This is a genomic window from Streptomyces sp. JH34, from assembly GCF_029428875.1.
Lineage (GTDB): Bacteria > Actinomycetota > Actinomycetes > Streptomycetales > Streptomycetaceae > Streptomyces.
Genome location: NZ_JAJSOO010000001.1, coordinates 2577207 through 2601588 on the forward strand (window position 1 = coordinate 2577207; position 24382 = coordinate 2601588).

General features: G+C 69.6%; 18 protein-coding genes. 1 reads left to right on the forward strand and 17 read right to left on the reverse strand.

Features of this window, described 5'->3' with window-relative positions; all coding sequences use genetic code 11:
* Nucleotides 1–23 precede the first annotated feature (23 nt).
* The 4 genes from LWJ43_RS11130 to LWJ43_RS11145 all read right to left on the reverse strand — a co-directional run bounded on the left by LWJ43_RS11130 (nucleotide 24) and on the right by LWJ43_RS11145 (nucleotide 3938).
* Entirely contained in the window at nucleotides 24–2093 is a 2070-nt protein-coding gene (locus LWJ43_RS11130) for a hypothetical protein (protein WP_462100874.1), read from the reverse strand.
* A gap of 175 nt (nucleotides 2094–2268) precedes the next feature.
* Entirely contained in the window at nucleotides 2269–2733 is a 465-nt protein-coding gene (locus LWJ43_RS11135; RefSeq protein WP_277332125.1) for a DUF6113 family protein, read from the reverse strand.
* Entirely contained in the window at nucleotides 2730–3665 is a 936-nt protein-coding gene (mshB, locus tag LWJ43_RS11140) for an N-acetyl-1-D-myo-inositol-2-amino-2-deoxy-alpha-D-glucopyranoside deacetylase (protein WP_277332126.1), read from the reverse strand. Before mshB ends, LWJ43_RS11135 begins: the two co-directional genes overlap by 4 nt.
* Before the next feature lie 78 nt (nucleotides 3666–3743).
* Nucleotides 3744–3938, reverse strand: coding sequence for a hypothetical protein (locus LWJ43_RS11145; protein WP_014154257.1), 195 nt, complete (start codon nucleotides 3936–3938; stop codon nucleotides 3744–3746).
* Nucleotides 3939–4104: 166 nt separating this feature from the next.
* Here LWJ43_RS11145 and LWJ43_RS11150 point away from each other — a divergent pair, with 166 nt between their 5' ends.
* Nucleotides 4105–6231: a S9 family peptidase gene (locus tag LWJ43_RS11150; protein WP_277332127.1), complete on the forward strand. Its 2127-nt coding sequence runs from the start codon at nucleotides 4105–4107 to the stop codon at nucleotides 6229–6231.
* Nucleotides 6232–6259: 28 nt separating this feature from the next.
* Here LWJ43_RS11150 and LWJ43_RS11155 read toward each other — a convergent pair whose 3' ends face one another.
* From LWJ43_RS11155 to LWJ43_RS11215, 13 genes are all read right to left on the reverse strand, one after another.
* A complete protein-coding gene (locus LWJ43_RS11155) occupies nucleotides 6260–7384 on the reverse strand; it encodes a hypothetical protein (RefSeq protein ID WP_277332128.1) in 1125 nt (374 codons plus the stop codon).
* Nucleotides 7385–7599: 215 nt separating this feature from the next.
* The gene (locus tag LWJ43_RS11160; RefSeq protein ID WP_277332129.1) at nucleotides 7600–8802 is read right to left on the reverse strand and encodes an ABC transporter ATP-binding protein; all 1203 of its coding nucleotides are present in this window, start codon (nucleotides 8800–8802) and stop codon (nucleotides 7600–7602) included.
* A complete protein-coding gene (locus LWJ43_RS11165; RefSeq protein WP_277332130.1) occupies nucleotides 8792–9769 on the reverse strand; it encodes an ABC transporter ATP-binding protein in 978 nt (325 codons plus the stop codon). The genes LWJ43_RS11160 and LWJ43_RS11165 overlap by 11 nt, the downstream gene beginning before the upstream one ends.
* 13 nt (nucleotides 9770–9782) lie before the next feature.
* On the reverse strand, nucleotides 9783–10775 hold the full coding sequence (locus LWJ43_RS11170; RefSeq protein ID WP_277332131.1) for an ABC transporter permease: 993 nt from the start codon (nucleotides 10773–10775) through the stop codon (nucleotides 9783–9785).
* Nucleotides 10768–11691, reverse strand: a complete 924-nt coding sequence (locus LWJ43_RS11175; RefSeq protein WP_203182282.1) for an ABC transporter permease — start codon at nucleotides 11689–11691, stop codon at nucleotides 10768–10770. Before LWJ43_RS11175 ends, LWJ43_RS11170 begins: the two co-directional genes overlap by 8 nt.
* A gap of 143 nt (nucleotides 11692–11834) precedes the next feature.
* Nucleotides 11835–13460 carry a peptide ABC transporter substrate-binding protein gene (locus LWJ43_RS11180; protein ID WP_277332132.1) on the reverse strand — a complete coding sequence of 542 codons (1626 nt, stop codon included), beginning with the start codon at nucleotides 13458–13460 and terminating at the stop codon, nucleotides 11835–11837.
* A gap of 162 nt (nucleotides 13461–13622) precedes the next feature.
* On the reverse strand, nucleotides 13623–14765 hold the full coding sequence (locus LWJ43_RS11185) for an ABC transporter ATP-binding protein (RefSeq protein WP_277332133.1): 1143 nt from the start codon (nucleotides 14763–14765) through the stop codon (nucleotides 13623–13625).
* Complete coding sequence (locus tag LWJ43_RS11190; protein WP_277332134.1) at nucleotides 14758–15816, reverse strand: ABC transporter ATP-binding protein; 1059 nt, start codon at nucleotides 15814–15816, stop codon at nucleotides 14758–14760. The genes LWJ43_RS11185 and LWJ43_RS11190 overlap by 8 nt, the downstream gene beginning before the upstream one ends.
* Before the next feature lie 11 nt (nucleotides 15817–15827).
* Entirely contained in the window at nucleotides 15828–16769 is a 942-nt protein-coding gene (locus LWJ43_RS11195; RefSeq protein ID WP_277332135.1) for an ABC transporter permease, read from the reverse strand.
* Nucleotides 16762–17691, reverse strand: coding sequence for an ABC transporter permease (locus tag LWJ43_RS11200; protein ID WP_277332136.1), 930 nt, complete (start codon nucleotides 17689–17691; stop codon nucleotides 16762–16764). Before LWJ43_RS11200 ends, LWJ43_RS11195 begins: the two co-directional genes overlap by 8 nt.
* A gap of 121 nt (nucleotides 17692–17812) precedes the next feature.
* Nucleotides 17813–19438: a peptide ABC transporter substrate-binding protein gene (locus LWJ43_RS11205; protein ID WP_277332137.1), complete on the reverse strand. Its 1626-nt coding sequence runs from the start codon at nucleotides 19436–19438 to the stop codon at nucleotides 17813–17815.
* A 447-nt stretch (nucleotides 19439–19885) separates the two neighbouring features.
* Nucleotides 19886–21760 carry a translational GTPase TypA gene (gene typA / locus LWJ43_RS11210; protein WP_277332138.1) on the reverse strand — a complete coding sequence of 625 codons (1875 nt, stop codon included), beginning with the start codon at nucleotides 21758–21760 and terminating at the stop codon, nucleotides 19886–19888.
* Between the two features lie 335 nt (nucleotides 21761–22095).
* Nucleotides 22096–24321, reverse strand: coding sequence for an ABC transporter family substrate-binding protein (locus tag LWJ43_RS11215; RefSeq protein WP_277332139.1), 2226 nt, complete (start codon nucleotides 24319–24321; stop codon nucleotides 22096–22098).
* Nucleotides 24322–24382: the final 61 nt, after the last annotated feature.

Sequence of the window (24382 nt, forward strand, 5' to 3'; positions counted from 1 at the left end):
CGTATCGCGAGGTCGCCGGGCCGTCAGCCCTCGCCGCTCAGGTCGATGGCGACGGTACGCTCGGCGGGCGTCCTGCCGAGCAGGGCACCCTGCATGGCCTGGGCCACGTCGGTCGAGCTGACCTGGTGCTTCGACCCGTCACCCTTGGTGATCATGACCCCGTCGAAGACACCGTCGAGCAGGGTGTCGATCGCCTTCCTGTCGTAGACCGGGACCAGTTTGCCGTCGACCGGCTTCATGGACAGGATCTGCGGCAGCGACCGCGCGGGGCCGAAGTCGATCGACTTGGCACCGGCCTTGACGGTGATCAGCCCGGACATCGCCGGCTCGGCGAACTCCTTCATCGCCCGGTCCAGTTCGGCCTTGGTGATGGTGGGTTCGCTGGCCGCGACGGGCAGTTCGACGAGTGCCGGATCGCCGGTCTGGACCTGCGCGCGATAGGCATCGCGTACGGAGATCATCGAACGGTTGACGTCCAGCGACTTGCCCGACTTGCCGGGGACCGCCACGGCCTTGTTCGGCTCGAACTTGATCGTGCCGTCGTTGGAGGAACCCGCGACACCCGCCAGATCGGTGAGCGCGACGCCGAGCTTCTCCTCGTCGACCGGGATCACCGGGTCGGCGGAGCGCGCCCCGCCGAACAGGGAGCCGATCACCGAGACCGGGTTGTAGTCACTGCCCGCGGCACCGCGGACGGTCTCCTGGCTGTCCAGGGTGAGACCGGCCTTGTCGGGGTCGAGCTTCTGCTCCTTGCCGTCCACGGACAGCCGCAGAGGGGTCTGGGCACGCTTGCCGAGGGCCGCGTCGAGCTTGGTGACCGCCTCCTCCTTCGTGCCGCCGCCGATGTCGACACCGAGCACGGTGGTGCCCTTGGGGACCTCGGAGTGGTTCATCAGCAGGCCGGCACCGTAGGCCACGCCGAACAGCACGAAGACTCCCGCGCCCAGCAGGACCAGCTTGGAGCGGCCCCTCCTGGCGGGCGGCGCGGCCTTGGGGGCGGGCCGGGGGGCGGGAGCGGGCGCCGGGGCACCCGCGTCGCCCGGGCGTCCGCCCGTGGGGCCCTCGGGCGGCCGGATCCCTCCGGGGCCGCCCGGGAACGCCGAGCGGGGCTCCGCCGGAATGACGGGGATGCCGCTGGTCAGCGTGTCTCCGGAGACATGGCCGCCGGAGCCGGGGCCCGGGGCGGGCACCTGCGGCGTCAGGATCGCGGTGTCGTCCGACATCCGCGGGGGTACGCCGCCCGAGCCGGCCGGGCCCCCGGGAGCCGTCCGGCCGGGCGCGCCGGGAAGACGGCCGAGGTCCGGCGTGAGGGACGAACTCCCGGTGACGGGTCCGGTGGTGGGTCCGGAGGGGCCGGGGCCGTCCTGCGGCCGCACACCGGGGACCGGCGTGGGGCGCGGGCCGCCGTCGAGGTCGTCGAGGGCGCTGCGCCCCGGGCGGGGAGCACTGCCACGGTCGCCGGGCTGCTGCGGACCGTCCGAGAAGTACGGCGAGTCGACGCGGGGCGGTGCCGGGCGGCCGGAATCACCGCCGGGTCCGGGAGGACCGCCGGCGGAGGGCCCGCCGGGGCCGGAGCCGGGCGCTCCCGCGGCCGAACCCGAGGGAGCCGCGCCCGCACCGGGCACCGGGGCGGGGGCCTTGCGCGGAGCGAACCAGTCGCTGCCGCTCTTCTCCTTGCCGGGCTTCTCGCCAGGTGCCTCGGCGGCCGGGCCGCCGTCCCGCGCGTCCGGTCCGGGCTCGGGGGCACCACCGGACGTCGCCGCGGGCGCGCCGGGCCTCGGGGTGCTGCCGGTCCGCTCGGAGGCGGGGCGTCCGCCCGACGCGTCCGTCTCGCTCATCGGCGTACGCATGACGACCGGCGGGATCGGACGCGAGCCCGGGATGTTGATCCGGATACGCGTCGTCAGCGTCGTCTCTGTTCTGGGCTCCTCGGGCCGAGGCGGGTCCGCAGCCTCCGGAGTCTCCTCCGGGCCGTCCTGAGACGGGTGCAGCGACGGATACTGGCGTGATCCGTACGGCGGCGTACCCGACGGGTACGCGGCTCCTCCGCGCCCCTGGGGCCCGGAGGACGAACTGTCAGTTTCACGACTCAAAGCAGGTTCTCCCGATTGGCTCCGCCGCCCGTACTTCCCCCATGCCGCAGGCCAGGGGACGGCTCGGCGCGCGCACCACCATACTGGCCGCCGCCGTAAGACTCTCCGCGCACGGGGGGAACAAGGATGCACCCGGCGCCGCGCGGAGGGGCAATCCGGGGGCGGACATACCACATCACGTGCCGGATCGGCCGGTGTCGTTGGCCGGATACGGCAGCCGCGACATCGTGGCACAGATCACAGCAACGGCCATCCCTCCGAGCATGAAGAGCGCCAGGCCGATCTCCTCACCGAAGACGTAGTCACCCTCGGGCCGCCCGCCGAGCAGGACGATGACGGCGATGAACCATCCCACCGCCGGCACCAGTGCGCCGAGCTGCGTCCGGGTCAGCACCCGGCCGCCGTAGAACAGTCCCGCCGACGCGGCGAGCGCGAGCAGCAACCCGCCCGGGAACAGGGCCGCCTGGACGAGGGTGCCGGCGAGCCCGACGGCCGCGCCGAGCACCGCGAGACCCACGTACAGCGGCATCCGCCGGGGGTTCGGGGGCGCAGCGAGACCGGACGGCCCGGAGCTCCTGGGCGGGGCGTTGGTGCGCGGCGACTGCGACGACGAGGCGCGCTGCCTCTGCCTGTTGCTCATGTCCGTACTCCCGGTGCTCCCGGTGCTCCCGGTGCGAGGTCCGCGTCCGGCACGCCCGCGAAGAGGTCGTGCTCCCGGGCGCGCCCGTCGCCGCCCCGGGCGCCTCGCGCCAACTCGTAGTACTCCGTGGTGAACACGGGCTGGCCCAGGTCGTTCGAAAGAGCGAAGAACGATCCTTCGACGGCGATCTGGGTGGCGTGTGCCCGCATGGCGGCGGTCTTCGCCGCGGCGTACGCCGAACCGTCGATCTCCGTCGTGATCACGGCGTCGTCCACGACTCCGGGGACGTCGTCGACGGGGGCGATGCCCGGGAACGCGTCGGGGGCGGTCTCCCGCAGCCGCGCGAAGGCCTCCTCGGCCGCCGGGCGGGGCACCCGGTTCCAGTAGATCTTGGCGACCGTGTGCGGGGCTCCGGCGCCGGCGTCGTACCCGGGATCGGCGGCCAGGTCCGCCGCGCGCATGGCGACGCGGTGCGCCTGGATGTGGTCGGGGTGGCCGTAGCCGCCGTCGGGGTCGTACGTGACGAGGACCTGGGGGCGCAGGGAGCGGATCACCCCGACGAGGTGCCCGGCCGCCTCGTCGACGTCGGCGGCCCAGAAGGCGCCGGGCCGGTGGTTCTGCCCGGTGCCCATCATCCCGGAGTCGCGGAAGCGGCCGGGGCCGCCCAGGAACCGGTGGTCGGTGACCCCGAGCTCCCGCATCGCGGCGGCGAGTTCACCGACGCGATGGTCGCCCAGGCCGCCGTCACGGTCCGCGGCGAGATGCGCGAGGTCCGGCGGGATGACCTCGCCCTCCTCACCGAGGGTGCACGTCACCAGGGCGACGTGTGCGCCCTCGGCCGCGTACCTGGCCATGGTGGCGCCGTTGTTGATCGACTCGTCGTCGGGGTGCGCGTGCACCAGGAGCAGACGGCGGGCGGGAAGGTCCTTCATGGGACCACCCTACGAGCACGCCGCACCCCCGGCCGAACGCCCCGCGGTGCCGGGGCGCCCGGCGGCGCACCGCACCCGTCAGAACTTGATCCCTCCGATCATGCCGGCCACGTTCGAGGTCACCTCCGAGATGGTCGGGGCGATCGACGAGCTCGCGAGGTAGAACCCGAGCAACATGCAGACCACCGCGTGTCCGCCCTTGAGTCCGGATTTCCGGATCAGCAGGAAGACGACGATCGCCAGCAGCACCACCGCCGAAATCGAGAGTGCCACGGCGGTTCACCTCCATCAGTACGGTCGGGACGGGCAGCACACATGGAGCCAGCAGGTTCATACCCACCGAGCGCTACGGATCATAACTATCCGTGCGGACGCATTGATCGGGGCACAGCAGCACGAGGGGCGCACGGACCGCCCGGGGCGGACTAGGTTCGGTGCCATGACCTCGCAGAAGCTGTCTTTTCCCCTCCAGCACGCCCGGACCCAGAGGTTCACTCTCGGCGCACCCCGGGCCTTCACCGTCTCACCGGATGGGACGCGGGTGGTCTTCCTCCGGTCCGCCTCCGGCGCCGACCGGACGAACCGCCTCATGGTTCTGGACCCCGGGACGGGTGACGAGCGCGTGGCCGCCGACCCGGACACCCTGCTGGGCGGTTCGGCGGAGAAGCTGTCACCGCAGGAGAGGGCCCGGCGGGAGCGGGTCAGGGAGGGTTCTGCGGGCATCGTGGGCTACGCGGTGGACGACGCCGTGGAGTTGGCGGCCTTCGCGCTCTCCGGCCGGGCGTACGTCGCGGAGTTGAAGGCGGGTACGGCACGCGCCCTGCCGGTGCCGGGCCCGGTGGTCGACCCGCGTCCTTCGCCCGACGGCCGCCACGTCGCGTACGCCTCGCGGGGAGCCTTGCGGGTCGTGGGGGCGGAGGGCGACGGCGACCGCCCGGTCGCGGAGCCGGAGGACGACCACGTCTCCTACGGCGTCGCGGAGTTCGTCGCGGCCGAGGAGATGAGCCGCTACCGCGGTTTCTGGTGGTCACCGGACTCGGACCGCCTGCTGGTCGCCCGGGTCGACGACAGCGCCGTACAGCGGTGGTGGATCGCCGATCCGGCGCACCCCGGCAGCCGGCCCGCCGAGGTGGGCTACCCGGCGGCCGGGACGGCCAACGCCGAGGTGCGGCTCTTCGTGGCGGATCTGGAGGGGGCCCGCACCGAGGTGGTCTGGGACCGGTCCCGCTTCCCGTACCTGGCGCGGGTGCACTGGTCGTCGGGCGGCGCCCCGCTGCTCCTGGTCCAGGCCCGCGACCAGCGCAGCCAGCGGTATCTGGCCGTCGCCCCGGAGAGCGGGGCGACCCGCACGGTGCACGTCGACGAGGACGAGGTCTGGCTTGATCTTTTCGCAGGGGTGCCCGCTTGGGCACCCGACGGGCGGCTCGTGCGCATCGCCGACGAGGGGGGCGCGCGGGTGCTCTCGCTGGGCGACCGGCCGCTGACCGGCGGCCAGCTGCACGTCCAGGCGGTGCTGGACATCGGGGAGTCGGACATCCTGGTGCAGGCGACCGCGGGCGAGGACGCGGCGGACCCGGAGACGGGGCAGAGCCATGTGTACCGGGTCAACGAGCTGGGCGTGGAGCGCGTCAGCGAGGACGCCGGGGTGCACTCCGCGGTGCGCGCGGGGGGTGTGACGGTCCTGGTGTCGGCGTCCCTGGAACACCCGGGGACGGCCGTCCGGGTGCTGCGGGACGGCAAGCGGATCGCCTCCGTCGCCAATCTCGCCCAGGAGCCGGTCCTGACGGCGAAGGTCCGCCTGACGGAGGGGGGCGCACGGCGGATCCCGTGCGCCGTGCTGCTCCCCACCGGATACCAGGAATCAGACGGTCCGCTTCCGGTGCTGATGGATCCCTACGGCGGTCCGCACGGCCGCAGGGTGGTGGCCGCCCACAATCCGCACCTCACGTCGCAGTGGTTCGCGGACCACGGCTTCGCCGTGATCGTCGCGGACGGCCGGGGAGCACCGGGCCGTTCGCCCGGCTGGGAGAAGGCGGTGCGGGACGACCTCACCCTCACCCTCGACGACCAGGTCGAGGCCCTGCACGCCCTGGCCGGACGCTTCCCGCTGGACCTGTCGAAGGTGGCGATGCGCGGCTGGTCGTACGGCGGCTACCTCTCGGCGCTCGCGGTACTGCGGCGCCCGGACGTCTTCCACGCGGCCGTCGTCGGCGCCCCGGTGACGGACTGGCGGCTGTACGACACCCACTACACCGAGCGCTACCTCGGCGACCCCGCCGAGCAGCCCGAGGTGTACGCCCGCAACTCCCTGGTCACCGACGAGGGGCTCTCCGCGCCGGCCGGTACGGTGCGGCCCATGATGATCGTCCACGGCATGGCCGACGACAACGTGGTGGTCGCCCACGCCCTGCGGCTCTCCTCCGCGCTGCTGTCCGCCGGGCGTCCGCACGAGGTACTGCCGCTGAGCGGGGTCACGCACATGACCCCGCAGGAGCAGGTCGCCGAGAATCTGCTCCTGCTCCAGGTGGACTTCCTCCGGCGGTCCCTGGGCCTGCCCCGGCCGTAGCCCCTCCCGTCCTGATCGCGCCGGGGCCTCACCAGCCGGGCGGCGGGGAAGCGGGCGGCGGCGGGGCATCGGATCCGCCGCCGCTCCGCGGGTAGCCGTACCCGGGGCCGCCGCCCTGCGGATGGCCGTAGCCCGGGGTGCCGGCCCCCGGGTAGCCGTAACCGGGGCTCGCGCCCTGCGGGTAGCCGTAGGCGGGCGCCCCGCCCTGCGGATGGCCGTAGCCGGCGTACCCCTGGCCCTCCCCGTCGGCGCTCTCGAAGCCCCGGCGTGCCAGGACCAGCAGGGCCGTCGCCCCCGCGAGGGCGAGGAGCAACGAGGTGAGCATGCCGAGCCGCTGCTCGGTCTCCATCTCCCCGAAGTGTGCCGGCCACTCGTTGTGGACGGCCCGGGCGATCCCGCAGACGCCGGACACCAGCAGGAAACCGGCGGCGGTCATGCCGAGCGGGCGGGAGTGGACGGCGCGGAAGAGCGCGGTACAGGCCACCACCAGGCAGATCACCCCGAGCGCCACGCCGCTCCAGCCCGGCGGGGCGGCGGTGAGCCCGAGCGTCAGGACCTCTCCGCCGACGTACCAGGCGGGATAGACCTCGTCGGGCAGCGTGAAGAGCTGGCGGATCTCCCAGGCGATCAGTACCGCCCCCGAGGCTCCGAGCACCAGGAACGCCGTGACGCCGGCCCCCCGGCCGGGACGGGTGGGCAGTCGCTCGTACGCGTCCTCGGGGCGCCGGCGGCCCGCGGCCCCGGTGACGACGAGCGCGAGGCCGGCGGCGAGGGTGACGAAGGTGCCGATGAGCGCGCGCGTCCGCAGTTCGTCACCGAACCGGTCGCCCATCCAGGACGTACCGATGATCCAGAGGCCCGGCAGTCGCAGGGCGAGCGTGACCAGTCCGGTGACGACCAGCGTGGACGCCGCCACCGAGGAGCGCAGCGCGGCGAACAGGGCGACGAGGTGGACGACGAGCAGCACCGGATCGGCCTGCAGGGTGGCGGGCATCTTCTCCGGCCACCCGTCCGTGTACCCCGCCCAGTAGCGCAGCAGGGCGGACGGATCTCCGACGGCCCGGAGGTCCCGCACGATCCAGGCGGCGACAAGGGCCGCGAGCACGGCGCACAGCACCGCTCCGGTGATTCTGGCTCCCCGTGTGAGTATCACCTCAGCGATACTCCACCGCGGTCCGCCGATGGACAAGGGGACCTCCGGGGCGGACGGGAACGGGTAACCGGCCGGGGCGACGTGATGGACGCCCCGGCCGGTTCACGGCACCCGCACGGCCGTACGTTCTTCATGGTGGAGCGTTCGTATATCGGTGCGACGACGGTCGAGTTGCCTCCGTGTTAACGAAACCGAGACCTGTTCACCACTCTTCGTCACCCGGCGTCCGGGCCTGCGGAGTCCGGGTCGGCCTCGCCCGGGGTCGCCCTCTCCGCGTCCCCGGGCGTCTCCCTCTGCGCCTCCGGCGGCACCACCTGCTTCTCCTCGGCGAAGTGGCACGCCGAGTCGTGCCGGGCCGGAGTCCCGGAGTCCCGGAAGACCGCCGGGACGGCCAGCAGCGGCACCTCCAGTTCGCACCGCTCCCGCGCCTTCCAGCAGCGGGTGCGGAAGCGGCATCCGGACGGGATGTTCGCCGGGGAGGGAACGTCGCCGTGCAGGATGATCCGTTCGCGGTGCTCGCGGGCCGTCGGGTCGGGCACCGGGACGGCCGACAGCAGCGCCTGGGTGTACGGGTGCGTCGGATGGTCGTAGATCTCCTCGTCGGTGCCGACCTCGACGATCCGGCCCAGGTACATGACCCCGACCCGGTCGGAGATGTGCCGGACGATCGAGAGGTCGTGCGCGATGAACACGAAGCTCAGGCTGAATTCGGCCTGCAGCCGGTCCAGCAGGTTGACGACCTGCGCCTGGACCGACACGTCGAGTGCGGAGACGGGCTCGTCGGCGACGATGATCTCGGGGTTGAGCGCGAGGCCCCGAGCGATCCCGATGCGCTGGCGCTGACCGCCGGAGAACTGGTGCGGATAGCGGTTGACGTACTCGGGGTTCAGACCGACGACGTCGAGCAGGTCCTGCACCTTCTGCCGGCGGCTCCCCCTGGGTGCCACCTCGGGGTGGATCTCGTACGGCTCCCCGATGATGTCGCCGACGGTCATGCGCGGGTTCAGCGAGGTGTACGGGTCCTGGAACACCATCTGGATGTTGCGCCGCACGGCCTTCAGCGCGCGCCCGGACAGTTGGGTGACGTCCTCGCCCTTGTACCGGATCACTCCCCCCGTCGGCGGCTCCAGGTGCACCAGCATCTTCGCCACGGTCGACTTCCCGCACCCGGACTCCCCCACGATGCCGAGCGTCTCGCCGGCCGCCAGGTCGAAGTCCACACCGTCGACGGCCCTGACCGCGCCGATCTGCTTCTTGAAGAGGATGCCCCGGGTCAGCGGGTAGTGCTTGACCAGGCCCCTCACCTCCAGGATCGGGTCCCCCTCGGCGTAGGGCCGCGTACGGTCCGCCTCCCGCGCCTCGGTGAGCAGCGTGGAGCCGCCCGAGAGCCCCTCGCGTCCCGCGTCGTCAGCGTGCATCGAGCGTCTCCTTCCAGAAGTGGCAGGCGCTCCGGCGTTCCTCGTCCACGGTGTAGAGCGGCGGCACGTCCGTACGGCACACGGCCTGGGCCATGGGGCAGCGCGGGTGGAAGGCGCAGCCGGGCGGGATGTGGAGCAGGTTGGGCGGCAGGCCCTTGATCGCGTAGAGCTCCTGGCCCTTCTGGTCCAGGCGCGGGATCGACCTCAGCAGGCCCTTGGTGTACGGGTGGGCGGGGGCCCGGTAGATCTCGTGGACGGGGGAGGTCTCGACGATCCGGCCGGCGTACATGACCGCGATCTTGTCGGCGACGTCGGCGACCACGCCGAGGTCGTGCGTGATGAGGATGAGCCCCATGTTGAGCTCGCGCTGGAGCTCCGCGAGCAGGTCCATCACCTGGGCCTGCACGGTCACGTCCAGGGCGGTGGTGGGTTCGTCGGCGATGATCAGCGAGGGTTCCAGCGCCATCGCCATGGCGATCATGATGCGCTGGCGCATGCCGCCGGAGAACTGGTGCGGGAAGTCGCCGACGCGTTCCCGGGCCGCCGGGATGCGGACCCGGTCCATGAGCTCGATGGCCTTGGCCTTGGCGTCCCCGCGGGACATCCCGCGGTGCACGACGAACATCTCGCCGAGCTGCTGCCCGACGCTGAGCACCGGGTTCAGCGAGGACAGCGCGTCCTGGAAGATCATGGCCATCTCCTGGCCTCGGATCCGCCGGCGCTCCTCGGCCTTGAGCTTCAGGAGGTCGCGGTCCTTGAAGAGGATCTCGCCCCCGCTGATCCTCCCGGGCGGCATGTCGAGGATGCCCATGACCGCCTGGGCGGTGACGGACTTGCCCGACCCGGACTCCCCGAGGACGGCGAGGGTCTCGCCCTCGGCGACCGAGTAGTTGACCCCGTTGACGGCCTTGGCCACGCCGTCCCGGGTGTGGAACTCCACGTGCAGATCGCGCACTTCGAGCAACATGGCAGCGGACTCCTCAGCGCAGCTTGGGGTCGAGGGCGTCGCGCACCGCGTCGCCGAGCATGATGAAGGCGAGCACGGTGACGGCCAGTGCCCCGGCGGGCCAGAGCAGCATGTGCGGCGCGTTGCGGACGTACTGCGAGGCGGCGGAGATGTCGATGCCCCAGGAGACGGCCGGCGGCTTCAGGCCGACGCCGAGGTACGAGAGCGTCGCCTCCAGCGAGATGTACGTGCCCAGGGCGATGGTCGCGACGACGATGACGGGCGCGATGGCGTTGGGCATGATGTGGCGCAGCATCATCCGGGAGTTGGAGGCGCCCAGGGCCCTGGCCGCCTGGACGTAGTCGTTCTGTTTGGCGGTGATGACGGAGCCGCGCGCGATGCGGGCGATCTGGGGCCAGCCCAGCAGCACGATGAAGCCGATCACGGGCCAGACGGTGGAGCTGGTGACGACGGACAGGAAGACCAGGCCGCCGAGGACCACGGGGATGCCGAAGAAGACGTCCGTGATGCGGGAGAGCACGGCGTCCCACCCCTTCCCGAAGAAGCCGGCGAGACCGCCCAGCACTCCGCCGAGCAGGGAGACCCCGAGGGTGGACAGGACACCGACCGTCACCGAGGTCCGGGCGCCGTAGACGGTGCGGGTGTAGACGTCGCAGCCCTGGCCGTCGAATCCGAAGGGGTGCCCTGGCTGGGAGCCCTCCTGGGCCTTCGCCAGGTCGCAGTCGAGCGGATCCTGGTCCGCGATCAGCGACGGCCAGATCGAGATGATCACCAGGAACAGGATGACCAGGGCGGAGATGATGAAGACCGGGTTGCGGCGCAGGTCGCGCCAGGCGTCGGACCAGAGGCTGCGAGGCTTGCCGGCGGGTCCGGTGCCCTCCGGGCCGCCGGGCGTCTTCTCCAGCGTGGTGCCCTCGTCCATCGCGAGGTCCATGCCGCCGCCCGCGCCCGCCCCCGAGATCGCTCCGCTGCCCGTCGTCTCGTCCCACGGCTTCTGCTCAGGCATAGCGGATCCTCGGGTCGAGTACGGCGTACAGGAGGTCGACGATCAGGTTCGCCGCCAGGAAGACGAGGACCAGGACGGTGACGAACCCGACGACGGTCTGGGAGTTCTGGCGGAGGATGCCCTGGTAGAGCTGGTAGCCGACTCCGTGGATGTTGAAGATGCGCTCGGTGACGATCGCCCCTCCCATCAGGGCTCCCACGTCCGTGCCGATGAAGGTGACGACGGGGATGAGGGAGTTGCGCAGCAGGTGCCGCACGACCACCCGGCGTCGGGGCAGGCCCTTGGCCACGGCGGTACGGACGTAGTCGGCGCGGGCGTTCTCGGCGATCGAGGTCCGGGTGAGCCGGGTGACGTAGGCCAGCGACACGGAGGCCAGGACGAGGCCCGGGACGATGAGCTCGTCGACCGGCGCCTCCGAGGAGACGGAAGGCTTGATGATGCCCCACTCCACGCCCAGGAGGAGCTGGAGCAGGAGGCCGGTGACGAACGTGGGCACGGCGATGACGACCAGGGTCAGGATGAGCACCACGGTGTCCACGGGCCGTCCGCGGCGCAGTCCGGTGACGACGCCGAGGCTGATCCCGATGACGATCTCGAAGACGATCGCGACGACGGTCAGCCGGATGGTGATGGGGAAGGCCGTGGCCATCAGCTCCGTGACCTTCTGCCCGTTGAACGCGGTGCCGAAGTCCCCGGTGAAGATGTTGCCCATGTAGGTCAGGTACTGCTGCCAGACGGGCTTGTCGAGGCCGAACTCGGTGCGCAGCTGGGCGGCGGTCGCGGGGTCGCACTGGCGGTCGCCGCAGAGGCCCGCGATGGGGTCGCCCATCACGTTCACCATGAGGAAGATCAGCAGCGTGGTGCCGAAGAAGACGGGGATCATCTGCAGCAGCCGCCGGATCACATAACGTCCCATGAGGGGCTCCGGGGGTTGGAGGTGTCCTGCCGGTCGGGCCGGACCCCGGCGTGGCCGGCAGGACACCCCTGGGTGAGCGTGCGGAAGGACCGGAAAGCCGGGTGGCCGGTGCGGCGTTCGCACCGGCCCCCGGCTTCAGGGGGTCACTTGACCTTGATCTGGTCGTACACAGGGACGCTGAAGGGGTTCAGCGAGACGTTCTCGACCCTGTCCGAATAGCCCGCGCTGCCGTTCTGGTACCAGAGCGGGATGACGGGCATCTGCTCGACGAGGACCTTCTCGGCGTCCTGGAAGGTGCTGACGGCCGTGGCCTTGTCGCTCTCCGCGTTGGCCTTGTCGACCAGGTCGTCGAACTTCGTGTCGCTCCACTTGCCGTCGTTGGACGGGGCGTTGGTGTAGTAGAGCGGCTGGAGGAAGTTCTGGATCAGTGGGTAGTCCATCTGCCAGCCCGCCCGCCAGGCCCCGGTCAGCTTCTGGGTGGAGACCTGGCTGCGGAAGTCGGCGAAGGTGCCGACGGGCCCGCCGACGCACGCCTTGTTGTTCCCCATGACGTTGTTGATGCTGTTGCAGACCGCGTCGACCCACTCCTTGTGGGAGCCGGTGTCGGCGTTGTAGGAGATCTTGAGCTGGCCGCCGGGGATGCCGCCGCCCTCCTGGATCAGCTTCTTGGCCTCCGCCTTGTCGTACTCGCACGCGGAGCCGCACAGGCCCTTCTTGAAGCCGCCCTCCGCGCCGAGGACCGGTGAGGTCCAGTCGGAGGCGGGAGTGCGGGTCTTCTGGAAGATCTGATTGGTGATCTGCTCACGGTTGATCGCCATCGACAGGCCCTGGCGGACCTTGACCGCACCGGGGGTGTCCCAGGCCTTCTCGTAGAACGGGAAGGCGAGCGTCTGGATGATGCCGGCGGGCGTGTTGATGTACCGGTCGCCCAGGTCCGCCTTGACGTTCTTGAGCTGCGAGGCCGGTACGTCGTCGACCAGGTCGAGGTTGCCGGCGGTCAGGTCGGTGTAGGCGGTGTTGTTGTCCGTGTAGACCTTGAGGTCGATGCCGCCGTTCTGCGCCTTGTCCGCGCCGGGGTAGCCGTCCCACTTGCGCAGGTTCATCGACGAGCCCTTGGCGTACTGGTCGATCGTGTAGGGACCGTTGCCGATCGGCTTGGAGAGCCAGGCGTCGTGGTCCGTGTAGAAGACCTTCGGGAGCGGCACGAAGGCCGCGTAGCCGAGGGTGTCGGGCCAGAGCGAGAACTTCTGCGACAGCTTGACCGTGAAGGTCGTGTCGTTGACCACCTTCAGGCCCGAGAGGGTGTCGGCGGTGGCCGAACCCGATTCGGGGTGGACCGCGTCGTAGCCGTCGATGTACTGGAAGAAGTAAGCGTTCTTCTGGTTGTTCTTCAGCGCGGCCCCGTAGTTCCAGGCGTCCACGAAGGACTTCGAGGTGATCTTCTCACCGTTGCTGAAGGTCCAGTTGTCCTTGATCGTGACGGTGAAGTTCTGCGAGTCCTTCGAGTCGATCTTCTCGGCGATCTCGTTCTGCGCCTCGCCCGTCTTGGGGTCGTAGCGCACGAGGCCCCGGAAGACCATGTCGAGGACCTTGCCGCCCTGGACCTCGTTGGTGTTCGCCGGCTCCAGCGGGTTCTGCGGATCACCCCAGGACGAGCTCACGATCCCGCCGGCTCCACCCCCGCCGCTGTCCCCGCCGCCGCAGCCCGTGGCCGTCAGAGCGACGGCGACGGCACATGCGGCCCACCTGGCCTGTGTGGCTCCGCGCATGGAGTGCCTCCTGAGGTTCCCTTGAGTGGCTCAATGCCTCATACCACCCCATATGACACTTCGTCGCATGTCGGCATACGCCGTACGCCCTACGGGGCCGCGGGAACGCGAGGACGCCCGGCCCCTCGGGGGGCCGGGCGTCCTCGTAGGTCGGATCAGGTACTACGCCGCGTGTACGACGTCCTTCTCCTCGGCGAAGTGGCACGCCGACTCGTGCGCGGCGGGCGTGTCCGAGGCCTTGAAGCGCTCGGGGATCGCCAGCAGCGGCACCTCGGTGGCGCACTTGTCCTGGGCCTTCCAGCACCGCGTGCGGAAGCGGCAGCCCGACGGCGGGTTCGCCGGCGACGGGACGTCACCGGAGAGGATGATCCGCTCGCGGCCCTCGCGGGCGTCCGGGTCCGGGACGGGGACCGCCGACAGCAGCGCCTGGGTGTAGGGGTGCGTCGGGTGGTCGTAGATCTGCGTGTCCGTACCGATCTCGGCCATCTTGCCGAGGTACATGACGCCGACCCGGTCGGAGATGTGCCGGACGATCGACAGGTCGTGCGCGATGAAGAGGTAGGAGAGGTTGAACTCGTCCTGGAGCTTCTCCATCAGGTTGATGACCTGTGCCTGCACCGACACGTCGAGCGCGGAGACCGGCTCGTCGCAGATGATGATCTCCGGGTTGAGCGCGAGGCCCCGGGCGATCCCGATGCGCTGGCGCTGACCGCCGGAGAACTGGTGCGGGTACCGGTTGATGTACTCCGGGTTCAGGCCGACGACGTCCAGGAGGTCCTGCACCTTGCGGCGCCGGTCGCCCTTCGGGGCCACCTCGGGGTGGATCTCGAAGGTCTCCCCGATGATGTCGCCGACCGTCATGCGCGGGTTCAGCGAGGTGTACGGGTCCTGGAACACCATCTGGATGTTGCGCCGCACGGCCTTCAGCGCGCGCCCGGACAGCTTGGTGATGTCCTGGCCCTTGTAGAAGACCTCACCGGCGGTGGCCCGCTCCAGCGTCATCAGGAGCTTGGCGACCGTGGACTTGCCACAGCCGGACTCGCCCACGATGCCGAGCGTCTCGCCCTGGTAGAGGTCGAACGAGATGCCGTCCACGGCCTTGACCGCGCCGACCTGCTTCTTGAACAGGATCCCCTGGGTCAGCGGGAAGTGCTTGACCAGGTTGCGCACCTGGAGGATCGGCTCACCCTGCGACACCGGGGCGTCGAGGGCGGCCACCGCCTCCGTCTCGGTGACCGCGTTGACCGTCGCCACTTCGGTGACGTTCGGGGTGGCGTCCACGGACTCCTTGTCGAGCTCAGCCATGGATCGTCTCCTTCCAGAAGTGGCAGGCGCTGCCGCGGCCGACCAGCTCGGTACCGTCCTGCTCGGTCACCGGGCGCAGTGCCGGGATGTCCGTACGGCAGATGTCCTGCGCCATCGTGCAGCGCGGGTTGAAGGCGCAGCCGGACGGCACGTGCAGCAGGTTGGGCGGCAGGCCCTTGATCGCGTAGAGCTCCTGGCCCTTCTGGTCCAGGCGCGGGATCGACTCCAGCAGACCCTTGGTGTACGGGTGCGCCGGGCGCTTGTAGATCTCGTGGACCGGAGCGGTCTCGACGATCCGGCCCGCGTACATCACGGCGATCTTGTCCGCGACGTCGGCGACCACGCCGAGGTCGTGGGTGATCAGGATCAGGCCCATGTTGAAGTCGCGCTGGAGCTCCGCGAGCAGGTCCATGACCTGCGCCTGGACGGTCACGTCGAGCGCCGTGGTGGGCTCGTCCGCGATGATCAGGTCGGGCTCCAGGGCGAGCGCCATCGCGATCATGATGCGCTGGCGCATACCGCCGGAGAACTGGTGCGGGTAGTCGTTGACCCGCTCCTTGGCCGCCGGGATGCGCACGCGGTCCATCAGCGCGATGGCCCTGGCCTTGGCCTCCTTCTTGGAGAGGCCCTGGTGCACGCGGAACATCTCGCCGAGCTGGTAGCCCACGGAGAGCACAGGGTTCAGCGAGGAGAGCGCGTCCTGGAAGATCATCGCGATCTTCTGGCCGCGGATCTTCCTCCGCTCCTCGTTGGACATCTTGAGCATGTCCTGGCCGCGGAAGAAGATCTCGCCCTTCGGGATGCGGCCCGGGGGCATGTCCAGGATGCCCATGACCGCCTGGGCGGTCACGGACTTGCCGGAGCCGGACTCGCCGAGCACGGCGAGGGTCTCGCCGGCGCTGACGCTGTAGTTCACGCCGTTGACGGCCTTGGCCACGCCGTCGCGGGTGTGGAACTCCACGTGCAGGTCACGGACTTCGAGCAGCGGGCCGCTCTCGTCGTTCGAACCACGCGGAGCAGGAACATCCGCCGTCTTGTCGATGATGGTCATGTACGCCTCCCTCAGCGCAGCTTGGGGTCGAGGGCGTTGCGTACCGCATCGCCGAGCATGATGAACGCCAGGACGGTGATCGACACCATGACCGACGGGATGATCAGCACGAACGCGGCGTTACGCAGCTGCTCCTGGCCGGAGGAGATGTCGACACCCCACGACACGGTCGGTTCGGCGAGGCCGATGCCCAGGAAGGACAGGGTGGCCTCGGCCGAGATGTAGCCGCCGAGCGCGATGGTCGCGACGACGATCACCGGGGCGATCGCGTTGGGCAGGATGTGCCGGAGCATGATGCGGGTGGTCGAGGCGCCGAGCGCCTTGGCCGCCATCACGTAGTCGGCCTGCTTGATCGTCAGGACGGAGCCGCGCGCGACACGGGCGATCTGAGTCCAGCCGAGGAAGGCCAGAGCCAGGATGACGACCCAGATCTTGCGCTCCTCGAACGAGGTCAGGACGACCATCGCGCCGAGGATGAAGGGCACGCCGAAGAAGATGTCGGTGACCCGGGACAGGATCGTGTCGATCCAGCCGCCGAAGTAGCCGGCGAGCATGCCGATCACGGTACCCAGGATCGTGACGAGGGCGGTGACGACGACGGCGACGGTGATCGAGGCCCGTGCGCCGTAGACGACACGCGCGTAGATCGAACGCCCCTGGATGTCGTAGCCGAACCAGTCCTCCTGGAAGAAGTTCCCCCACTTGGGCTTCTGCAGGTAGTGGTGGGCCAGGTCCGCGTAACGCGGGTCGGCGCCGGTGAACAGGCCGGGTGCTATCGCCATCACCAGCAGGAAGACGATCAGGATCGCCGAGACGACGAACAGCGGGCTGCGCCGCAGGTCGTGCCAGGCGTCCGACCACAGGCTGCGGGGCTTGCCGACGGCTGCGGCGGCGACGGGCGCGGCCACGGCCCCGGGGGTCTCCGCGGTGGCTTCCTTCAGTGTCTCAGGCATAACGGATCCTCGGGTCCAGGACCGCGTAAAGCAGGTCGACGACCAGGCTGGCGACGAGATAGACGATGACGATCAGCGTCACGATGCCGACGACGGTGGCACCTTCGCGCTGCCGAAGCGCGCCGAAGACGGCGGAGCCGACACCCTTGATATTGAAGATGCCCTCGGTGATGACCGCGCCGCCGAGCAGGGCACCGAGGTCGGTGCCGAGGAAGGTGACCACGGGGATCATCGAGTTGCGCATCAGGTGGATGCCGATGATGCGGCGGCGCGGCAGCCCCTTGGCCACGGCGGTGCGCATGTAGTCGGAGCGCAGGTTCTCGGCGACCGAGGTGCGGGTCAGTCGTGCCACGTAGGCGAGCGACAAGGACCCGAGTACCACAGCAGGCAGGATCAATTCGTCCGCGCTCGCTTCGAGGCTCACGTTGGGCTGGACCCAGCCGAGCTGGAAGGCGAAGAAGTACTGGCCGAGGAAGCCGAGTACGAACGAGGGCACCGAGATGAGCAGGAGCGTCAGCACGAGCAGTCCGCGGTCGCGGAGGGTGTCGGCCTTCAGACCGGCGAAGACGCCCATGGAGATACCGACGACGACCGTGAAGATGAAGGCAAACAGAGCCAGTCTGACCGTGATCGGGAACGATTCCGAGATGATGTCGGCGACGGGCCGACCGCTGGCGATCTGTGTGCCGAAGTCACCCTGGAACAGGTTCACGAGGTAGTTCCAGTACTGGTGCCAGAGCGGCAGGTCGAGCCCGAGCTCCTTCTTCATTTCCGCGATCTGCGTCGGGTCGACTGCCTGTTCACCGGCGAGTGCGCGCACGGGGTCGCCGGGCAGCGCGTACATCATGGCGAAGACCAGCAAGGTTGATCCGAGGAAGACCGGGATCATCTGGAGCAGTCGCCGCGCGACGTAACGCCCCATGTTTGCCTCCGATAGGGATAAAGCAGCCCAGGGGCCGCCCTCCGGATACGGAGAGCGGCCCCCCGGGACCTACTGCCTGGTGTGGGCGGCTGATGGCCGAGTGGGGGCCCTCAGGCGTTTGTTACTTGGCGACCGTGACTTCGGTGATGTTGTAGTCACCGTGGAAGTCGATGGTCACGTTGTCGACCGCCTTGGAGTAGCCACCGTTGGTCTTGTACTCCCAGAGCGGGATCGCCGGCATCTTCTGGAGCACCAGCTTCTCGGCGTCCTGGTACGCCTTGATGGAGTCCTCGAGCGACGCCGCGTTGTCGCCCTTCTTGAAGGCCGCGTCGACCTCCTTGTCGGAGAACCGGCCGTTGTTGGCCTCGGCGGTCGTGCCGTACAGCTCGCGCATGAAGTTGACGTTCAGCGGGTAGTCGGCGACCCAGCCACCGCGGTACATCGACTTGACCTGGTCGTTGTCACGCGCCTCCAGGTCGGTCTGGAAGTCCGGCTTGGCGTCCGGCACGCAGTCGACCCCGGTGGCGTTGCGGATGGACTCGCAGACCGCGGTCACCCACTCCTTGTGGCCGCCGTCGGCGTTGTACTGGATCCAGATCTTGTTCTCCGGGACGCCGCCGCCCTCGGTGACGAGCTTCTTGGCCTTCGCCGGGTCGAACTTGAACACGTCGGTGCCCAGGTCCTGGTTACCGGCGACGCCCGGAGGCGTGAAGCTGGTGGCGGGCTTGCGGGTGCCGTTGAGCACGGTCTTGGTGATCGTGTCACGGTCGATCGCCATCGACAGACCCTGGAGGACCTTCGGGTCGATGTCCTTGAAGGTCTTCGAGTAGAAGGTCGGGACGAGCGACTGGATGGCCGCGTACGGCTCGTCGATCGCGCGGTCACCGAGGTCGGTCTTGTACTTCGGCAGGTCCTTCGGGCCGACCTGGCGGATCATGTCCAGGTTGCCGGACAGGAGGTCCTGGTACGCGGCCTCGACGGTCGCGTAGTTCTTGAAGAGGACACCCTTGTTCTTGGCCTTGTTCGGGCCCTGGTAGTCAGGGTTGGCCTTGACCTGGATGAGCTTCTTGTGGTCCCACTTCTCGAAGACGTAGGGACCGTTGCCGACCGGCGCCTGGCCGAACGCCTTGGTGTCCTTGTAGAACACCTCCGGCAGCGGGGCGAAGGTGGTGTAGCCGAGCTTGTACTCGTAGTACGGCACGGGCTTGTTGAGCTCGATCGTGAAGGTGGTGTCGTCGACGGCCTTCAGACCGGACATCTCCGTGGCCTTCGGGTCACCCTTCTCGGGGTGGACGTCCGCGTAGCCCTTGATGTCCTCGAACCAGAACGCGTTCTGCTGGGCGTTCTTGACGTTCGCGTACCAGTTCCACGCCTTGATGTAGGACTCGGACGTGACCGGGGTGCCGTCGTGGAACTTCCAGCCGGCCTTGAGCTTGACCGTCCACGTCTTGTTGTCCGTCGACTGCACCGACTCGGCGTTCGTGTAGACGATCTTGCCGTCCGCATCGAAGTCGAGCAGCTGGGTGAAGATCGACTGGATGACGTAGCTGCCCAGCGACTCGTTGGTGTCGGCCGGGATCAGCGGCTTCTGCGGCTCGCCGACGTCGATGGAGACGTAGCCCGCGGGCTTGCCCTTCTCCTTCGACGCGTTGCTGCTGTCGTCGCTGTCGCCCCCGCCACAGGCAGTCGCGGCCAGGGCGATGATTGCCGCTCCCGCGACCCACTTGGCGCTCTTGGCACCGCGCATGGGTTTCCTCCTCATGAGTCCACTTTTGACTACAAGAGGGGCACCGTAGAGATCCACCGACACCCCTGACGGCGATCGTTTTCAGTGCCCCGAGTGTGCTCGTGAGTCCGCACTCCCCACAGTGCGCCGACCCATTGACCCGAGCTCAATGGAGCCAACTATTAAGGAATGACGGGCTGTAAACCACACTTAAAGGGTCTCGGTTTGACAACATCGAGAAGCCATGGTTGCCCGAAATCCGGACAAAGTGATCCCAGACAGACACCCCCGAAACGGACCGTTAACACATGTTCCGGAGAGCGACGCACGATATGCGGACACGTCGGTCAGGAAAATCGGTTGACGAAAGGCCCGGGCCCCCACAGTCTCTGCGGGGGCCCGGGCCTCGTGTCAACGGCTCGTACCGACGGTACGCCGGCCGGGGCCGAGGGCCCCGGTCAGCTCAGGTCAGCCGTTCTTCGCGCGCGAGGCCGTGCGGCCGCGCTGCTTCTGGTCCAGGACGACCTTGCGGATGCGCACGGTCTCCGGGGTCACCTCGATGCACTCGTCGTCGCGGCAGAACTCCAGGGACTGCTCCAGCGACAGCTTGCGGGCCGGCACCACGTTCTCCGTGGTGTCGGCGGACGCCGCACGCATGTTGGTGAGCTTCTTCTCCTTGGTGATGTTCACGTCCATGTCGTCGGCGCGCGAGTTCTCGCCGATGATCATGCCCTCGTAGACCTCGGTGCCGGCCTCGGTGAAGATGACACCGCGCTCCTGGAGGTTGACCATCGCGAACGGCGTCACCGTGCCCGCGCGGTCCGCGACCAGGGAGCCGTTGTGACGGGTGCGCAGCTCGCCGAACCACGGCTCGTGGCCCTCGAAGAGCGAGTGCGCGATGCCCGTACCGCGGGTCTGGGTCAGGAACTCCGTACGGAAGCCGATGAGACCGCGGGACGGGACGATCCACTCCATGCGGACCCAGCCCGAACCGTGGTTCGTCATCGTCTCCATGCGGCCCTTGCGGGTCGCCATCAGCTGCGTGATGGCGCCGAGGTGCTCCTCGGGGGAGTCGATGGTCATGCGCTCGATCGGCTCGTGCGTCTTGCCGTCGACCTGCTTGGTGACGACCTCCGGCTTGCCGACGGTCAGCTCGAAGCCCTCACGGCGCATCTGCTCGACGAGGATCGCCAGCGCGAGCTCACCACGGCCCTGGACCTCCCAGGCGTCGGGACGCTCGGTGTCCAGGACGCGCAGCGAGACGTTACCGACGAGCTCGCGGTCGAGGCGGTCCTTGATCTGGCGCGCGGTGACCTTGTGGCCCTTGCCGCCCTTGCCGACGAGCGGCGAGGTGTTGGCGCCGATGGTCATCGAGATGGCCGGCTCGTCGACCGTGATCAGCGGCAGCGCGATCGGGTTCTCGGGGTCGGCCAGGGTCTCGCCGATCATGATGTCCGGGATACCGGCGATCGCGCAGATGTCACCCGGGCCCGCCTTCTCGGCCGGCTTGCGGGTGAGCGCCTCGGTCATCAGGAGCTCGGTGATGCGCACGTTGGCGATCGTGCCGTCGCGCTTGATCCACGCGACCGTCTGGCCCTTGCGCAGCTCGCCCTGCTCGACGCGGCACAGCGCGATACGGCCGAGGAAGTTGTCGGCGTCCAGGTTGGTGACGTGGGCCTGCAGCGGGGCGGCCTCGTCGTACTCCGGGGCCGGGACCGTGGAGAGGATGGTGGAGAAGAACGGCTCCAGGCTGTCGCTGTCCGCCGGGACGCTGCCGTCCTCGGGCTTGGTCAGCGACGCGACGCCGTCACGGGCGCAGGCGTAGACGATCGGGAACTCGATCTGGTCCTCGTCGGCGTCCAGGTCGAGGAAGAGGTCGTACGTCTCGTCGATGACCTCGGCGATCCGGGAGTCCGGACGGTCCGTCTTGTTGATGCACAGGATGACCGGCAGCTTGGCCGTCAGCGCCTTGCGCAGGACGAAGCGGGTCTGGGGCAGCGGGCCCTCGGAGGCGTCGACGAGCAGGACGACCGCGTCCACCATCGACAGACCGCGCTCGACCTCGCCGCCGAAGTCGGCGTGGCCGGGGGTGTCGATGATGTTGATCGTGATCGGGTCCCCGCCGTCCTTGGGGTGATACTTCACCGCCGTGTTCTTGGCGAGGATCGTGATGCCCTTCTCACGCTCCAGGTCGTTCGAGTCCATCATGCGTTCGTCGAGGTTCTCGGCGGCGTGCGCGGCGAAGGCGCCCGCCTGCTTGAGCATGGCGTCGACCAGCGTGGTCTTGCCGTGGTCGACGTGGGCGACGATGGCTACGTTACGGATGTCGTGGCGCGTGGGCATGGGTGGCTTGCGCTTCTCTCGGATCGTGGGATCAGGCGTCTCAGTCGGTCTTCGAGTCCTCGTACGCCCGCCGGGCGGCACGCCACGGCTAGTCCAATGGTACGGGCCCGACGGGTCCGGGGCTTCCCGGCCCGAGCCTCAGGGCGGGACCGGAGCCACAATTCAGCCGATATTCAGCCGGTATTACGTCATCATCCAGGCGGTGTGAGGCCGGACGGCAAGGGGTGTGAGAAGACGTGCAGCCCGGGTCGGGGCGGACACCACCTTGCCCGCCGGGGGCTCCGGCGGGCAAGGGAATTGAGCTGTATCTGAGCTTTGAATACGGCTTTGACCTGCTACTTCTTCCGATTCGCGGGGGATCCTGCCGCTTGGCGCCCGGTGAATCCGATGTCCTCGTAGCGGGGTGCGGCGAAGCCGAAGGCACCGATGTTCGCCAGCTTCTTGTCGACGGCGACCAGCTGTGGCCTCTGATACAGCGGAATCGATCCTGCCGCGGCCCAGATCCGCGCGTCAGCCTGCTTCAGCAGATCCCTGGACGCGTTGGCGTCGAGTTCGGCGACCGCCCGGTCGAAGAGCTGGTCGATGTGGTCCGAGCCGACCCGTGTGTAGTTCTGCGCGACGAGCAGTGAGCCGTCGGTGGCGGGCTCCGGCTTGGCGAAGATCGGCCGCCCGTCGGTCGCCGGGTAGGCGGTGGCGGGCCAGGAGTACAGCGCCAGGTCGTAGTCGCCGGAGGCGATGTGGTCCTTGAAGTAGCTGTCGTCGGCGACCTTGGTGACCTGGGTGCTGATGCCGATCGAGTCCAGCATCTCGACGATCTTCTCCCCGACGGTGCGCAGCGACTGCGATCCGGGGCCCGAGGGCAGGACGAAGCGCAGACTCAGCGGCTTGCCGCCCTTGCCGAGGCGGTCCTTCACGGAGGCGGGGGCCGGGGCCGCGGTTCCGGCGGGGGCGTAGGCACCCGCGGGGCCGCCGGGCCGCTTGTCCTGGGCGGCGACCTCCGAGCCGCCGGAGGCGTGACTGCCCGGCTTGTCGTCGCCGACGGTGTACGCCCCGTCCTCACGCGAGGCCTTGTCCTCCTCCGTGTCCTCGGTCTTCTCGTCCCCCGCCTTCTCGTCCTTCTCCCCGGCCGGCTTCTTCCCCTCGTCCTTCTTCTCGGCCTCGCTGCCCGCCTTGGTGTCCTCGGTCCTGCGGACCGCTCCGCCCGGGGTCCATCCCGCGTCCGCCAGCAGGGCCTGCGCCTCCTTGGTGTCCTGCTCGCCGAGGGCGCCGCTGCCGTCCTTGTACCCGGGCTGCCCGGCCAGGGCCAGGTGGCTGCCGGGGGGCTTCGCGGGCAGACCGAGCGGCTTCAGGACCACGTCGGCGAGCTCCTGCCGGTTCAGCGTCCGGGCGATGGCGCGGCGGACCCGGTCGTCGGAGAGGGGCCCGGACTCGCCGTTCAGCGCGAGCTGCGTGTAGGAGGGCTCCAGCGACTTGCGCACGGCGAAGCCGCGCAGTGACTTCTGCTCGGCTGCGTACGCCGCGACGGCTTCCCGGGTCTTCTCACGGGCGGCCTGCGCCGTCTCGGCGGCCTCCTCGTCCGAACCGTGGGCCAGCGCCCAGGAGCGCAGGGCGGCGGCCGGGGTGATGCCGGCTCCCGGGCCGTGGACGGGCTGCTGCCCGTTCCCGCCGCGGTAGCGGGCAGCCATGGCGATGCTGTTCGCGGTCGCCGGGTCGATGTCGGCGACGTCCACCGTGCCGTCGGTCAGCGCGTCGGCGCGCTTCCCGGGCTCGACGGCGCGGAACACCAGGGATTCGAGCTTGGCCTCGTCGCCCCACCAGCGCGGGTTCCGGTCCAGCACGACCGTCCCCCTGGGCTTGTTCACGCTGCGCAGGCGGAACGGCCCCGCGGTGTTCTTGAGGGTGGCCCGGGCGCCGTCGTTGAAGGTGCCGGGGGACCCCGTCACCTCCTTCGGGTACAGCGGCGAGAACAGGGAGCGCCAGTCGGCGTACGGCTTCGAGAACGTGACCCGGACCTGGAGGTCGTCCTTGCCGCGTTCGATCTTCTCGATCCGCTCGTAGCCGGCGTTGCGAGCCGTCCAGAAGGCGGAGTCCTTACCGCTCAGCGCGCGCCACTGGGCGACGAAGTCGGGGGCGCCGATCTCGCGGCCGTCGCTCCACACCGCCTGCTGGTCGAGCTTGTAGAGGACGACCTGCTTGGGCTCCCGCTCGATGACCTTCGCCGACTCCAGGTAGTCGGGGTTGAGGCGGGGCTCGCCCTTCGCGTCCATGGGGAACAGCGAGGGCAGCAGAGCTCCGGTGATCCGCGTGGTCGCGCTGTCGGCGTCGGCCTGGAAGGCGTTGAGGGTCGCGGGGACCGAGTCGATCGCCCAGGTGAGGGTCGATCCGTCGGTCACCCGGTCCCGGGAGGCCGGGGCGATGTCCTGGGGGGCGGCCGCCGAGGTGGGGCTCTCGCTGTCCGAGGTGCAGCCCGCCAGCACCGGGATCGTGAGCACGCCTGTCGCCAGGAGCACGACCGACCGGCGCTTTCGGGCCGTCCCGCGTGGGACGCCGACGTGGGACATGGCTGATACCTCCGGGGCCGGCCCGGTCCACCCCGTACCGGAATGGACCGGATGATGCGTA

Excerpts from the sequence above, each read along its gene's own strand:
- typA (WP_277332138.1), bottom strand. The coding sequence starts at position 21,760 with ATGCCCACGCGCCACGACATCCGTAACGTAGCCATCGTCGCCCACGTC.
- LWJ43_RS11160 (WP_277332129.1), bottom strand. The coding sequence starts at position 8,802 with ATGCACGCTGACGACGCGGGACGCGAGGGGCTCTCGGGCGGCTCCACG.
- LWJ43_RS11215 (WP_277332139.1), bottom strand. The coding sequence starts at position 24,321 with ATGTCCCACGTCGGCGTCCCACGCGGGACGGCCCGAAAGCGCCGGTCG.
- LWJ43_RS11135 (WP_277332125.1), bottom strand. The coding sequence starts at position 2,733 with ATGAGCAACAGGCAGAGGCAGCGCGCCTCGTCGTCGCAGTCGCCGCGC.
- LWJ43_RS11200 (WP_277332136.1), bottom strand. The coding sequence starts at position 17,691 with ATGGGGCGTTACGTCGCGCGGCGACTGCTCCAGATGATCCCGGTCTTC.
- LWJ43_RS11170 (WP_277332131.1), bottom strand. The coding sequence starts at position 10,775 with ATGCCTGAGCAGAAGCCGTGGGACGAGACGACGGGCAGCGGAGCGATC.
- mshB (WP_277332126.1), bottom strand. The coding sequence starts at position 3,665 with ATGAAGGACCTTCCCGCCCGCCGTCTGCTCCTGGTGCACGCGCACCCC.
- LWJ43_RS11195 (WP_277332135.1), bottom strand. The coding sequence starts at position 16,769 with ATGCCTGAGACACTGAAGGAAGCCACCGCGGAGACCCCCGGGGCCGTG.
- LWJ43_RS11175 (WP_203182282.1), bottom strand. The coding sequence starts at position 11,691 with ATGGGACGTTATGTGATCCGGCGGCTGCTGCAGATGATCCCCGTCTTC.
- LWJ43_RS11150 (WP_277332127.1), top strand. The coding sequence starts at position 4,105 with ATGACCTCGCAGAAGCTGTCTTTTCCCCTCCAGCACGCCCGGACCCAG.
- LWJ43_RS11185 (WP_277332133.1), bottom strand. The coding sequence starts at position 14,765 with ATGGCTGAGCTCGACAAGGAGTCCGTGGACGCCACCCCGAACGTCACC.
- LWJ43_RS11190 (WP_277332134.1), bottom strand. The coding sequence starts at position 15,816 with ATGACCATCATCGACAAGACGGCGGATGTTCCTGCTCCGCGTGGTTCG.
- LWJ43_RS11205 (WP_277332137.1), bottom strand. The coding sequence starts at position 19,438 with ATGCGCGGTGCCAAGAGCGCCAAGTGGGTCGCGGGAGCGGCAATCATC.
- LWJ43_RS11165 (WP_277332130.1), bottom strand. The coding sequence starts at position 9,769 with ATGTTGCTCGAAGTGCGCGATCTGCACGTGGAGTTCCACACCCGGGAC.
- LWJ43_RS11180 (WP_277332132.1), bottom strand. The coding sequence starts at position 13,460 with ATGCGCGGAGCCACACAGGCCAGGTGGGCCGCATGTGCCGTCGCCGTC.